Annotated in this window: 4 protein-coding genes and 3 pseudogenes; 3 read left to right on the forward strand and 4 right to left on the reverse strand. The window is 60.7% G+C overall.

What is annotated here, in order from left to right; genetic code table 11:
* The first annotated feature begins 45 nt into the window (after positions 1-45).
* The 3 genes and pseudogenes from CFter6_RS20935 to CFter6_RS20945 all read left to right on the forward strand — a co-directional run bounded on the left by CFter6_RS20935 (position 46) and on the right by CFter6_RS20945 (position 2,613).
* Complete coding sequence (locus CFter6_RS20935; RefSeq protein ID WP_061541559.1) at positions 46-1,095, forward strand: methionine ABC transporter ATP-binding protein; 1,050 nt, start codon at positions 46-48, stop codon at positions 1,093-1,095.
* Positions 1,085-1,737: pseudogene (locus CFter6_RS20940) on the forward strand (methionine ABC transporter permease). Before CFter6_RS20935 ends, CFter6_RS20940 begins: the two are co-directional and overlap by 11 nt.
* Positions 1,738-1,803: 66 nt before the next feature.
* Positions 1,804-2,613: a MetQ/NlpA family ABC transporter substrate-binding protein gene (locus CFter6_RS20945; protein ID WP_061541560.1), complete on the forward strand. Its 810-nt coding sequence runs from the start codon at positions 1,804-1,806 to the stop codon at positions 2,611-2,613.
* 108 nt (positions 2,614-2,721) lie between these two features.
* Here CFter6_RS20945 and CFter6_RS27055 read toward each other — a convergent pair whose 3' ends face one another.
* From CFter6_RS27055 to CFter6_RS25790, 4 genes and pseudogenes are all read right to left on the reverse strand, one after another.
* Entirely contained in the window at positions 2,722-3,582 is an 861-nt protein-coding gene (locus tag CFter6_RS27055; RefSeq protein ID WP_082815049.1) for a YadA-like family protein, read from the reverse strand.
* Positions 3,583-3,663: 81 nt separating this feature from the next.
* Positions 3,664-8,115 (reverse strand): annotated as a pseudogene (locus CFter6_RS27060) (beta strand repeat-containing protein); the annotation flags it as partial.
* A 660-nt stretch (positions 8,116-8,775) separates the two neighbouring features.
* Positions 8,776-8,841: pseudogene (locus CFter6_RS27065) on the reverse strand (ESPR domain-containing protein); the annotation flags it as partial.
* A gap of 64 nt (positions 8,842-8,905) precedes the next feature.
* The gene (locus CFter6_RS25790) at positions 8,906-14,584 is read right to left on the reverse strand and encodes a YadA-like family protein (protein WP_470294995.1); all 5,679 of its coding nucleotides are present in this window, start codon (positions 14,582-14,584) and stop codon (positions 8,906-8,908) included.
* Positions 14,585-14,693: the final 109 nt, after the last annotated feature.

Raw genomic sequence — 14,693 nt, forward strand, 5'->3', positions numbered from 1 at the left:
AGATTGTTGATGTTTATGCAATCAGCTGCCTTTTTTCATTCTGAAATGATAGAAATCAAAGCAGTCACCCAGCGCTTCAACGGCGCGCGCGGGCCGGTCGATGCGGTGCGCAACGTCAGCCTGTCGATCCGCAAGGGCGAAATCTTCGGCATCATCGGCCGCAGCGGCGCCGGCAAGAGCACGCTGGTGCGTTGCCTCAACCTGCTGAACCGCCCTACTTCCGGCAACATCGTCGTCGACGGCAAGGACCTGACCACGCTCGACGCCGAGCAGCTGCGCGGCGCGCGGCGGGAAATCGGCATGATTTTCCAGCACTTCAACCTGCTGTCGTCGCGCACCGTGTACGACAACATCGCGCTGCCGCTGGAGCTGGCCGGCTTGTCCAAAAGCGAGATCGCTAAAAAGGTCACGCCGCTGCTGGAACTGGTCGGACTGACCGCGCTCAAGGACAGTTATCCGGCGCAGATCAGCGGCGGCCAGAAGCAGCGTGTCGGCATCGCGCGGGCGCTGGCGAATGAGCCGAAAGTCTTGCTGTCCGACGAAGCCACCTCGGCGCTCGATCCGGAAACCACTCGTTCCATCCTGGAACTGCTGCGCAAGATCAATCGCGAGCTGGGCTTGACCATCGTCTTGATCACGCACCAGATGGAAGTCATCAAGATGATTTGCGACCGCATGGCGGTGATGGAAAGCGGCGAAGTGATCGAGCACGGCGAGGTGCTGGAGCTGTTCCGCTCGCCCAAGCACGAAGTCACGCGCGCCTTGATCGGCGACGTGATTGCCCAGGAACTGCCGCAAGGCGTATTGCAGCGGCTGCGCGCGCGGCTGGCGCAGAGCGATGCCGGCAGTGGCACCGATCATCTGTTCCGCTTTGCATTCACAGGCTCGGGCGTCGATCAGCCGCTGTTGTCGGAAGCAGTACGCAAGTTCGATCTCGATTTCAACATCCTGCACGGCCAGATCGACGAAATACAAGGACAGGCGTTCGGCTCGCTGGCGATTCTGGCCAACGGCACCAGCGAAAACATCCAGGCCGCCATGGCTTACCTGACAGCCCAGGGCGTCACAGTAGAGGAGCTCAACCATGTCATCTGAAATGCTCGATCTTTTTTTGTCGTCGTTCGGGAAACCCTGATGATGGTCGGCATCTCCGGCATTCTCGGCGCCCTGCTTGGCGTGCCGCTGGGTATCGCGCTGCACCTGACCGGCCGCGACGGCGTGTTGCCGCATCCGCTGTTCAACCGGGTCGCCGGGCTGATCGTCAATGCGGTGCGCTCGACACCGTTCATCATCCTGCTGGTGGCGGTGATTCCATTCACGCGCTTTTTTGTCGGCACCTCGATCGGCACCGCGGCGGCGATCGTGCCGCTGACGATTGCTTCCGCGCCGTTCATCGCGCGCCTGGTGGAAACCGCGCTGCGCGAAGTCGAACGCGGCCTGATCGAAGCGGCGCAGGCGATGGGCGCCACTACCTGGCAGATCGTCTACAAGGTGCTGGTGCCGGAAGCCTTTGCCGGCATCGTCGCCGGCCTGACGATCACCTTCGTCAGCCTGGTCGGTTATTCGGCGATGGCGGGCGCCATCGGCGGCGGCGGCCTCGGCGACCTGGGGATACGCTACGGTTACCAGCGCTTCCTGCCTGAGGTGATGCTGCTGGTAGTGGTGATCCTGATCGTATTTGTGCAACTGGTGCAGACGCTGGGCGACATCCTGGTGCGCCGCCTCAGCCATCGCTGATTTTTTCGGGACCCTGCGCACGCAGTTGCTGGCGCCGGACCTGCCATGATTTTTGAAAGGAAGAAAATGAATCGTCGTCAATTAGTGCAGTTCTTTACCGGCCTGGGCCTGATCGCGGGCTTGAGCGCCGCTCCCGCCAGCGCCGTCTTCGCGCAAGACAAACCGATCAAGATCGGCGCCACCGGCGGTCCGCATGCGCAGATCCTGGAAATCGTCAAAAAAGTGGCGGCCAAGGATGGCTTGGTCATCCAGGTGGTCGAATTCAGCGACTACATCCAGCCCAATGCCGCGCTGGCTGCCGGCGACCTCGACGCCAACAGCTACCAGCACTTGCCTTACCTGGAAGCGCAGATCAAGGACCGCGGCTATAAGCTGGTGAATGTCGGCTACACCATCACTTTCCCGATGGGCGTGTATTCCAAGAAAATCAAGTCGCTCAAGGACCTGAAAACCGGCGCCCGCGTCGGCGTGCCTAACGACCCGACCAATGGCGGCCGCGCCCTGCTGCTGCTGCAGGCGCAAGGCGTGCTGAAACTGAAGGCGGACGCCGGCTTGAAAGCGACGCCGCTGGATATCGTGGACAACCCGAAGAAACTGAAGATCGTCGAAATCGATGCGGCCCAGCTGCCGCGTTCGCTGGATGACCTGGATGCGGCCGCGATCAACGGCAACTATGCCGAATCCGCCGGATTGGATCCGACCAAGGACGGCATCGCCATCGAAGCGGCGAAAGGCCCGTATGCCAATGTCATCGCGGTGCGTGCCGCCGACAAGGACAAGCCTTGGGTAGCCAAGCTGGTCAAGGCTTACCACAGCCCTGAAGTCAAACAGTATGTCGTGAACCAGTTCAAGAGTTCGGTGATTCCGGCCTGGTAATACAAGGCAAGAACACAAAAGCCCGCGCTGCATAAACAGCGCGGGCTTTTTTTTGCGCATGAGAGACGCTCTGCGTGGGCAGAAAACCTGCCCACCCTACGGCCTGACTTATTGCCAGCGCAAGCCGTAGCCGACGCTCAGGCCGGTATTGGTGCCGGTTGAGCTGACGCCGATGCCCCAGGCGCTATTGCCCTTCTTGCTGACCGCCCTGAATTGCAAGGACAGCGCACCGTAACCTTGGTAGGAACCGATGCCGACGCCGAGGCCTTTTTCGCCTCCGTACAGGGTCGGCATCACCGCGCCCGTCGCCGCCATGCTCATGGCGATACCGGCGTAGGCAATACGCTTGATGTCGCCAATCTGGTTTTGTATATCGCGCAGCTGGGACACATTCACGGCGTCAGTCAGGTTGATCCCTGGCGCAACGTTGGTGATGCGGCGCTCGCTGCCGACGGCGCCGACCGACACCGTATTGACCTGGTTCGCCACCGAATAGGCGCCCAACGCCACCGAACGGTTCGCCGTAGCCTGGGCACCGGCGCCCAGCGCTACCGCATCGTTGCCTGAAGCCAGTGCATCATTGCCGACTGCCACGGTCGGATCGCCGGTAGCGCGAGCGTTGTAGCCGATCGCCACCGAACCTGCTTGCGAAGCCAATGCACGGAAGCCGACTGCGGTGGTGTTGGTATCGGTCGCCTGCGCGTTCGAGCCGATCGCCGTTGCGCCATCCTTGGTCGCTTGCGCGCACAAACCTAAACCGGTGGCGTCGACGCCGTTGACGCTGCCACAGGTGGCGGCGTTCACATTGTTGACGGCCGTGCCGCTGGTGCCGCGGGTGCGCACGCTGCCGTTGCTGTTGGCGCCGCCTATGGTGGTGGCGCCGATGGTGGCGCCATTGGCGTTAGCTGCCGCAGATGCATCCACCAGCGGTTTCAAGGAAGTCGACAATGAAGCCGCGCCATTGGCCATATTGCTGAGGCCGGTCGACAGCGAACCCACCTGGCTCAAGCCTGTCGACAAGGACGAAATGCCGGTCGACAAGGATGCAATTCCCGTCGAGGCCGAGGTCGACAATGAACTCACGTTGCTGGTGGTGGTAGACAATCCCGTCGACAAGGAATTGATATTTGAAGTATTGCTGGAAAGGCCGGTCGACAGCGAATTGATGCTGCTGGTGTTGGTCGACAAGGCGGTCGAAGTCGAGGTCGACAGCGAACCGACGTTGCTGTTGGCGGTGCTCAGGCCGGTCGACAGCGAGCCGAGGCCGGCCGAGGTCGAGGTCGACAGCGAGTTCAACTGGCTGACGTTGACCGCATCGAAGTTTTCCGTACCGGCGGCGACGTTGATGATCTGCCGTTCCTTGCCGACCGAACCGACCGACACCACATTGTCGCGGTTTGTGCCAAGGACTGACTGATTGATCGAATTGGCGCCGATCGCCACCGAATTCGAACCGGTGCTTACCTTTGCATCGTCCGAACCATCCAGCTTGCCGTCCGCCTTGAAATAATTGGCGACGCCCGATTTCTGCAGGTTGGAGACACCGGTCGACAGCGAGCTCACATTGCTGTTGACGGTGCTCAGGCCGGTCGAAGTCGAAGTCGACAGTGAGTTGGCGTTGCTGTTGGTGGTGCTCAGGCCGGTCGAGGTCGAAGTCGACAGCGAGGCGATGCCGGTCGAAGTCGAGGTCGACAGCGAGGAAACGTTGCTGTTGGTTGTGCTCAAGCCGGTCGAGGTTGACGTCGACAGGGAATCCACATTGCTGTTGGTTGTGCTCAGGCCGGTCGAGGTTGATGTCGACAGCGAATCCACATTACTGTTGGCCGTGCTCAGGCCGGTCGAAGTCGAAGTCGACAGTGAGGCGATGCCGGTCGAAGTCGAGGTCGACAGCGAGGAAACGTTGCTGTTGGTTGTGCTCAGGCCGGTCGAGGTTGAAGTCGACAGCGAATCTACATTGCTGTTGGCCGTGCTGAGACCAGTCGAGGTTGAAGTCGAGAGCGAAGTCACGCTGCTGTTGGCGCTGCTCAGGCCGGTCGACGTCGAGGTCGACAGTGAGGTAATGCCTGTGGAAGCCGAAGTCGACAGCGATGTGACATTGCTGTTCGTCGTGCTCAGGCCAGTCGAGGTTGAAGTCGACAGCGAATCTACATTGCTGTTGGCTGTGCTCAGGCCGGTCGAGGTTGAAGTCGAGAGCGAATCCACATTGCTGTTGGCTGTGCTCAGGCCGGTCGAAGTCGAGGTCGACAGCGAGCTGATGCCAGTGGAAGTCGAGGTCGACAGCGACGAGACATTGCTGTTGGTGGTGCTCAGGCCGGTCGAGGTGGAAGTCGACAGGGAATCTACATTGCTGTTGGCTGTGCTGAGGCCGGTCGAGGTCGACGTTGACAGCGACGTCACACTGCTGTTGGCGCTGCTCAGGCCGGTCGAAGTCGAGGTCGACAGCGAGCTGATGCCAGTGGAAGTCGAGGTCGACAGCGACGAGACATTGCTGTTGGTGGTGCTCAGGCCGGTCGAGGTGGAAGTCGACAGGGAATCTACATTGCTGTTGGCTGTGCTGAGGCCGGTCGAGGTTGACGTCGACAGCGAAGTCACGCTGCTGTTGGCTGTGCTCAGGCCGGTCGAAGTCGAAGTCGAGAGCGAGCTGATGCCGGTAGAAGCCGAAGTCGACAACGATGTGACATTGCTGTTCGTCGTGCTCAAGCCGGTCGAGGTGGAAGTCGACAGCGAATCTACATTGCTGTTAGCTGTGCTGAAGCCGGTCGAGGTCGACGTCGACAGCGACGTCACACTGCTGTTGGCGCTGCTCAGGCCGGTCGAAGTCGAGGTCGACAAGGAGCTGATGCCGGTCGAAGTCGAAGTCGACAGCGAGGCGACGTTGCTGTTGGTGGTGCTCAGGCCGGTCGAAGTCGAGGTCGACAGCGACGACACATTGCTGTTGGTGGTGCTCAGGCCGGTCGAAGTCGAGGTCGACAGCGACGACACATTGCTGTTGGTGGTGCTCAGGCCGGTCGATGTCGAGGTTGACAGCGATGCGATCCCGGTTGAGGTCGATGTCGACAGCGAAGTGACATTACTGTTGGTCGTGCTCAGTCCGGTCGAAGTCGAGGTCGACAGCGATGCGATATTGCTGTTGGTGGTGCTCAGGCCGGTTGAAGTCGAGGTCGACAACGATGTGACGTTGCTGTTGGTGGTGCTCAAACCGGTCGAGGTTGATGTCGACAGCGAGGCGATGCCGGTGGATGTCGAAGTCGACAGCGACGCGACGTTGCTGTTGGTGGTGCTCAGGCCGGTCGAGGTGGAAGTCGACAGCGAGTCCACATTGCTGTTGGCTGTGCTGAGGCCGGTCGAGGTCGATGTCGACAGCGAAGTCACGCTGCTGTTGGCGCTGCTTAGGCCGGTCGAAGTCGAGGTCGACAACGAACTGATACCAGTGGAAGTCGAGGTCGACAGCGATGAAACGTTGCTGTTGGTGGTGCTGAGGCCGGTCGAGGTTGAAGTCGACAGGGAATCCACGTTGCTGTTGGTCGTGCTGAGGCCGGTCGAGGTGGATGTCGACAGCGAAGTCACACTGCTGTTGGCTGTGCTCAGGCCGGTCGACGTCGAGGTCGACAACGAACTGATGCCGGTGGACGCCGAAGTCGACAGCGATGCCACATTGCTGTTGGTAGTGCTCAGGCCGGTCGAGGCCGAAGTCGATAGCGATGTCACATTGCTGTTGGTAGTGCTCAGGCCGGTCGAGGTCGAAGTCGACAGCGACGAAACACTGCTGTTGGTCGTGCTCAGGCCGGTCGAGGTGGAAGTCGACAAGGAGCTGATGCCGGTCGAAGTCGAAGTCGACAGCGACGCCACATTGCTGTTGGTGGTGCTCAGGCCGCTTGAGGTCGTGGTCGACAGGGAATTGAGCTGGCTGACATTCACGGCATCGGTATCTGCCGTGCCCGCTGCCAGGTTGGTAATCTTCTGGCCGCTGTTGTCGATGCCATGGGTGGTCGTGGCGCCGGTGACGGTCAGCCCGGCCGTGGTGATGCCGGTCGACAGCGAGGCAACCGTTGTGCTCAGGCCTGTAGACAGCGATGTCACGCCGCTTTGTGCTGTGCTGATGCCGGTCGAGGTTGAGGTCGACAGCGAAGTTACATTGCTGTTTGTGGTGCTCAAGCCGGTCGAAACTGAAGTCGACAGCGAGCTCACATTGCTGTTGCTAGTGCTCAAGCCGGTCGAAGCCGAAGTCGACAGCGAGACAATGCCGGTCGAAGCCGAAGTAGACAGCGAGGTCACGTTGCTGTTGGCTGTGCTCAGGCCAGTCGAGGTGGAAGTAGACAGCGAGACAACACCGGTCGAAGCCGAAGTCGACAGCGATGACACATTGCTGTTGGTAGTACTCAAGCCGGTCGAGGTCGAAGTCGACAGCGAAGCAATGCCGGTCGACGTCGAGGTCGACAACGAAGTCACGTTGCTGTTGGTCGTGCTCAGGCCGGCCGATGTCGAGGTTGACAGCGATGCGATCCCGGTTGAGGTCGACGTCGACAGCGAAGTTACATTGCTGTTGGTCGTGCTCAGTCCGGTCGATGTAGAGGTCGACAGCGATGCGATCCCGGTTGAGGTCGACGTCGACAGCGAAGTTACATTGCTGTTGGTGGTGCTCAGGCCAGTCGAAGTGGAAGTCGACAGCGAAGCAATGCCAGTCGAAGCCGAAGTCGACAGCGATGTCACGTTGCTGTTGGTAGTGCTCAAGCCAGTCGAGGTTGAAGTCGACAGTGAGGCAATGCCGGTCGACGCCGAAGTCGACAGCGATGTGACATTGCTGTTGGTGGTGCTCAGTCCCGTTGAAGCCGAAGTCGACAGCGAGACAATGCCGGTCGAAGTCGATGTCGACAACGAGGTAACGTTACTGTTGGTGGTGCTCAGGCCGGTCGAAGCCGAGGTCGACAGCGAAACGATGCCGGTCGAAGCCGAGGTCGACAGCGACGTCACGCTGCTTTTGCTTGTGCTCAAGCCTGTGGAAGCCGAAGTCGACAGCGAGACGATGCCGGTCGAAGCCGAGGTCGACAACGACGTCACGTTGCTGTTGGTGGTGCTCAGGCCGGTCGAAGCCGAAGTCGAAAGCGAGACAATGCCGGTCGAAGCCGAGGTCGACAGCGAGGCCACGCTGCTGTTGGTGGTGCTCAGGCCGGTCGAGGTTGAGGTCGAGAGTGATTTGACATTGCTGCCGGTGGTGCTCAAACCTGTGGAAACAGAGGTCGACAAGGAAACGATGCCGGTCGACAGGCTGCTCACGCCGGTGCTCAATTGCGCTACGGTCACTATATCCTGCGCTGCCGAACCATCCGCAACGTTGGTAATGCGGCGCAATGCGGCGGCGGATCCTACCGAGACCTCGGAAAGTGGAGCGGCCGTGCCTGTCAGGAAACCGGTGCCGGTAGGCGCCGCTGCTCCTGTGACCGAGCCGGCGCCAAGTGCCACGCTGTCGGCATATGACGCTGTAGCACCACGTCCCAGCGCCATGCCCGAGGTAGCCCCGGCCACCACTGATGACTGCCCGCCGAGAGCAATCCCGTCTGCGGCCAGCGCTTGCGCACCCTTGGTTGCGTTGCCACCGATCGCTACCGCACCGGCTGCCGCAGCCTGGGTGGAATTGGCGATGGTCGGCGTAGTGGTGCTGCCGCCTGAACCGATGGCCACCGCATTGGTCTGTGTCGCCTGGCTCAGCAAACCGAGCGCCACGCTGCTGTTTCCTGTAGCTGTTGCTTGTACGCCGACCGCCGTAGCCTGCGTACCGGCCTGGGTCATGAAACCCATGGCCGTACCGTAATTGCCCTTAACCTGGGTGCCTGTCCCGAACAGCGTCACCGAAACGAAACCGCCGCCGCTAGCGCCGCAACCGGCAACTGTTGAAGCATAGTTGCTGCCATCGGTTTGATACATGGTCGCTGCGCCAGGAGCGTTAAACACCGTTCCGTCCAGGCCAGTATAGCTGGCACCGCAACCCGAACCGCCGCCGTTGGCGATAGTCGCGGCATATCCGGACAAGGGCAGCGCCAGCGTCAGCGCCAGCACCGAGGTCTTGAACGGAAATCCGCCTGCCAGCAGCGATCCCCATACCGAGTCCGTCACCGGCGCGCTCGCCGAACGGCTGGAACCGGATCGTTTGCCCTTGGCGGCAGCAAGTTCGGAGACCGCAATCCAGGCCCCCAGGACTTGGCTGTACACAGTGCGGTAAATTTTATTCATGGTTGGCTCTATACAAAATGACTACGGTTGGCGACAAGAGATCAGGCAAGGATCAGGAAAAGGTTTATTTCCACTTGAAGCCGTAACCGGCGCTGAAACCTGTCGCACTACCGGTGGTGCTGGTGCCGGCGCCCCAGGCGCTTTGGCCATTCTTGCTGATCGCCTTGAACTGCAAGGCCAGCGCACCGTAACCCTGGTAAGAACCAAGACCGACGCCCACTCCTTTATCCCCCGCATCCAGGGTTGGCATCACCGCGCCCGACATGGCCATGCTCATGGCGATACCGGAGTACGCAATACGCTTGACGTCACCGAGCTGGTTCTGCACATCGCGCAGCTGGGATACGTTGACCGCATCGGTAGGATTGATCCCCGGCGCGACGTTAGTGATGCGGCGCTCGTTGCCGGCGGACCCGACCGACACCGTATTGTCCTGATCGGCCACCGAGTACGCGCCCAGGGCCACCGAACGGTTTGCCGTAGCCTGCGCGCCGGCGCCCATCGCCACCGCGTCATTGCCCGAGGCCAGCGAGTTCTGGCCAATCGCCACGGTCGGATCGCCGGTCGCCCGGGCGTTGTTGCCGATCGCCACCGAGCCGGCTTGTGAAGCCAGTGCGCGGAAGCCCACTGCGGTGGTGTTGGTGTCGGTTGCCTGCGCGTTGGAGCCGATCGCCGTTGCGCCATCCTTGGTCGCTTGCGCGCACAGGCCGGTGCCGGTGGCATCGACGCCATTGACGCTGCCGCAGGTGGCGGCGTTCACATTATTGATTGCCGTACCGCTGGTGCCACGGGTCCGCACCGTGCCGTCGCTATTGGCGCCGCCTATGGTGGTGGCGCCTATCGTTGCGCCATTGGCAGTGGCGGCATTGCTGCCATCGACCAGGGGTTTCAGCGCCGTCGACAGGGAATTCGTGCCATTGGTGATGTTGTTCAAGCCCGTGGAGAGCGATGTCACCGTGCTCAAGCCGGTCGACAAGGACGAAATGCCAGTCGACAAGGAAGCAATCCCGCTCGAGGTCGAAGTCGACAGCGAACTGACATTACTGTTGGTGGTGGACAAGCCGGTCGACAGCGAACCCAGGTTCGAGGTCGTGCTGGAGAGGCCGGTCGACAGCGAATTGATGCTGCTGGTGTTGGTCGACAGGCCGCTCGAGGTCGAGGTCGACAGCGAACTGACGTTGCTGTTGGTAGTGCTCAGGCCGGTCGACAGCGAGCCGAGGCCGGCCGAGGTCGAGGTCGACAGCGAGTTCAACTGGCTGACGTTGACCGCATCGAAGTTTTCCGTACCGGCAGCGACGTTGATGATCTGCCGTTCCTTGCCCACCGAACCGACCGACACGACGTTAGAGCGATCTGTACCAAGGACTGACTGATTGATCGAATTGGCGCCGATCGCCACCGAATTCGAACCGGTGCTGACCTGCGCGTCGTCCGAGCCATCCAGCTTGCCGTCCGCCTTGAAATAATTGGCGACGCCCGATTTCTGCAGGTTGGAGACACCGGTCGACAGCGAGCTCACATTGCTGTTGACGGTGCTCAGGCCAGTCGAAGTCGAAGTCGACAACGAATTGACGTTGCTGTTGGTGGTGCTCAGGCCGGTCGAGGTCGAGGTCGACAGCGAACTGATGCCGGTCGACGTCGAAGTCGATAAAGAGTCGACGTTGCTGTTGACTGTGCTCAGGCCGGTCGAAGTCGAAGTCGACAGCGACGTCACGTTGCTATTGGTGGTGCTCAGGCCGGTCGAAGTCGAAGTCGACAGCGACGTCACGTTGCTATTGGTGGTGCTCAGGCCGGTCGAGGCTGATGTCGACAACGAGGCGATGCCGGTCGACGTCGAGGTCGACAGGGAATCCACATTGCTATTCACCGTGCTCAGGCCGGTCGAAGTCGAAGTCGACAACGATGTGACGTTGCTGTTGGTGGTGCTGAGGCCGGTCGAGGTTGATGTCGACAGCGAGGTCACGCTGCTGTTGGTAGTGCTCAGGCCGGACGAAGTCGAAGTCGACAGCGAGCTGATGCCGGTCGACGTCGAGGTCGACAGGGAGTCCACATTGCTGTTGGTGGTGCTCAGGCCAGTCGAGGTGGAAGTCGACAGCGAAGAAACATTGCTGTTGGTGGTGCTCAGGCCGGTCGAAGTAGAGGTAGACAGTGAAGTTACGCTGCTATTGGTCGTGCTCAGGCCGGTCGAAGTTGAAGTCGACAGCGAGGCGATGCCGGTGGATGTCGAGGTCGACAGCGATGCGACGTTGCTGTTGGTGGTGCTCAAGCCGGTCGAAGTGGAAGTCGACAGCGACGTGACATTGCTGTTGGTGGTGCTCAGGCCAGTCGAGGTCGAGGTCGACAGCGACGAGACATTGCTGTTGGTCGTGCTCAAGCCGGTCGAAGTCGAGGTCGACAGCGAGGCGATGCCGGTCGAGGTCGAGGTCGACAGCGAGGAGACATTGCTGTTGGTCGTGCTCAAGCCAGTCGAAGTGGAAGTCGACAGCGACGAGACATTGCTGTTAGTCGTGCTCAAACCTGTGGAGGTCGAAGTCGACAGCGAAGCCACACTGCTGTTGGTGGTGCTCAAGCCGGTCGAAGTCGAAGTCGACAACGAGCTGATGCCGGTCGAAGTCGAGGTCGACAGGGAATCCACGTTGCTGTTGACTGTGCTCAGGCCGGTCGAAGTCGAGGTCGACAGCGATGAAACATTGCTGTTGGTGGTGCTGAGGCCGGTCGAGGTCGACGTCGACAACGAAGTTACGCTGCTGTTGGTGGTACTCAGGCCAGTCGAGGTCGAGGTCGACAACGAGCTGATGCCGGTCGAAGTCGAGGTCGACAGGGAATCCACATTGCTGTTCACCGTGCTCAGGCCGGTTGAAGTCGAAGTCGACAACGATGCGACATTGCTGTTGGTGGTGCTCAGGCCAGTCGAGGTCGATGTCGACAGCGAAGTCACGCTGCTGTTGGTGGTGCTCAGGCCGGTCGAGGTGGAGGTCGACAAGGAGCTGATGCCGGTCGACGTCGAGGTCGACAGGGAGTCCACATTGCTGTTGACCGTGCTCAGGCCGGTTGAAGTCGAGGTCGACAGCGATGTGACGTTGCTGTTGGTAGTGCTCAGGCCGGTTGAAGTCGAGGTCGACAACGATGTGACGTTGCTGTTGGTGGTGCTCAGGCCGGTTGAAGTCGAGGTCGACAACGAGGCGATGCCGGTGGATGTCGAAGTCGACAGCGAGGCGACATTGCTGTTGGTGGTGCTCAAGCCGGTCGAAGTCGAGGTCGACAGCGATGTGACGTTGCTGTTGGTGGTGCTCAGGCCAGTCGAGGTCGAGGTCGACAGCGACGAGACATTGCTGTTGGTCGTGCTCAGGCCGGTCGAAGTCGAGGTCGACAGCGAAGCGATGCCGGTCGAGGTGGATGTCGACAGCGACGAAACGTTGCTGTTGGTCGTGCTCAAGCCAGTCGAAGTGGAAGTCGACAGCGACGAGACATTGCTGTTGGTCGTGCTCAAACCTGTGGAGGTAGAAGTCGACAGCGAAGCCACACTGCTGTTGGTGGTGCTCAAGCCGGTCGAAGTCGAGGTCGACAGCGAGCTGATGCCGGTAGATGTCGATGTCGACAGCGATGTCACGTTACTGTTGGTGGTGCTCAGGCCGGTCGAGGTCGACGTCGACAGCGATGTCACATTGCTGTTGGTGGTGCTCAGGCCGGTCGAGGTCGACGTCGACAGCGACGAAACACTGCTGTTGGTGGTGCTCAGGCCGGTCGAGGTGGAAGTCGACAGGGAGCTGATGCCGGTCGAAGTCGAAGTCGACAGCGAGGCCACATTGCTGTTGGCGGTGCTCAGGCCGCTTGATGTCGTGGTCGACAGGGAATTGAGCTGGCTGACATTGACCGCATCGGTATCTGCCGTACCCGCTGCCAGGTTGGTAATCTTCTGGCCGCTGTTGTCGATGCCATGGGTGGTCGTGGCGCCGGTGACGGTCAGTCCGCCCGTCGTGATGCCGGTCGACAGCGATGCCACCGTTGCGCTCAAGCCTGTAGACAGCGATGTCACACCGCTTTGTGCTGTGCTGATGCCGGTCGAGGTTGAGGTCGACAGCGAAGTTACATTGCTGTTTGTGGTGCTCAAGCCGGTCGAAACTGAAGTCGACAGCGAGCTCACATTGCTGTTGCTAGTGCTCAAGCCGGTCGAAGTCGACGTCGACAGCGAAGCGATTCCCGTCGAGGTCGATGTCGACAGCGAGCTTACGTTGCTGTTGGTGGTGCTCAGTCCGGTCGAAGCCGAGGTCGACAGCGAAGCGATTCCGGTTGAGGTCGATGTCGACAGCGAGCTTACATTGCTGTTGGTCGTGCTCAGGCCAGTCGAAGCCGAGGTCGACAGCGAAACAATGCCGGTCGAAGCCGAAGTCGACAGCGATGTCACGTTGCTGTTGGTGGTGCTCAGGCCAGTCGAGGTCGAAGTCGACAGCGAAACAATGCCGGTCGAAGCCGAAGTCGACAGCGATGTCACGTTGCTGTTGGTGGTGCTCAGGCCGGTCGAGGCCGAAGTCGACAGCGAGACAATGCCAGTCGAAGCCGAAGTCGACAGCGAAGTTACATTGCTGTTGGTGGTGCTCAGGCCAGTCGAAGTGGAAGTCGACAGCGAAGCAATGCCGGTCGAAGCCGAAGTCGACAGCGAAGTCACGTTGCTGTTGGTGGTGCTCAAGCCAGTCGAGGTAGATGTCGACAGCGAAGCGATGCCGGTCGAAGCCGAAGTCGACAGCGAAGTCACGTTGCTATTGGTGGTGCTCAAGCCAGTCGAAGCCGAAGTCGACAGCGAAACAATGCCGGTCGAAGCCGAGGTCGACAACGAAGTCACGTTGCTATTGGTGGTGCTCAGGCCAGTCGAGGTCGAGGTCGACAGCGAAGCAATGCCGGTCGAAGCCGAGGTCGACAAGGAGGCAACGCTGCTGTTGGTGGTGCTCAGGCCGGTCGAGGTCGAAGTCGACAGCGAAGCAATGCCGGTCGAAGTCGAGGTCGACAGCGAGGTCACGTTGCTGTTGGTGGTGCTCAGGCCGGTCGAAGTTGAAGTCGACAGCGAAGCAATGCCGGTCGAAGTCGAAGTCGACAGCGATGTCACGTTGCTGTTGGCGGTGCTCAGGCCGGTCGAACTGGAGGTCGACAGCGACGATACGCTGCTGTTAGCGGTGCTCAAGCCGGTGGAGGTGGAGGTCGACAGGGAACTGATGCCAGTCGACAGGCTGCTCGCGCCGGTACTCAATTGCGCCACGGTCACTGCATCCTGTTGTGCCGAACCGTCCGCGACATTGGTGATGCGTCGGCGTGCAGTTGCGGAACCAACCGAGACTTCAGACAGCGGAGCGGCCGTGCCTGTCAGGAAACCGGTGCCGGTAGGCGCCGCTGCGCCGGTGACCGAACCGGCGCCAATCGCCACGCTATTGGCGTATGACGCATTGGCGCCAAGCCCCAGCGCCACGCCCCCAGTCGCTGTACTTGCCACAAACGATTGGCCGCCAATGGCGATTCCGTCCGCCGCCAGTGCTTGCGCGCCCTTGGTTGCGTTGCCGCCGATCGCTACGGAGCCGGCCCCTTTAGACAGGGTGGAACTAGCTATAGTCGGCGCGGTGGTGCTGCCACCCGAACCGATGGCGACGGAATTGGTTTGCGTTGCCTGGCTCAGCATGCCGACCGCCACGCTGCTGTTTCCCGAAGCATTCGCTTGCACGCCGACCGCCGTCGCTTGCGTGCCAGCGATGCTCATGAAGCCGTTTGCGGTGCCGTAATTTCCCGTCACCTGCGTGCCCGAACCAAACAGCGTCACGCCAGTCAAGAGATTACCGTTGGCGCCGCAACCTGCAACCGTCGAATAG

It is taken from the genome of Collimonas fungivorans (assembly GCF_001584145.1).
GTDB classification, from domain to species: domain Bacteria; phylum Pseudomonadota; class Gammaproteobacteria; order Burkholderiales; family Burkholderiaceae_D; genus Collimonas; species Collimonas fungivorans.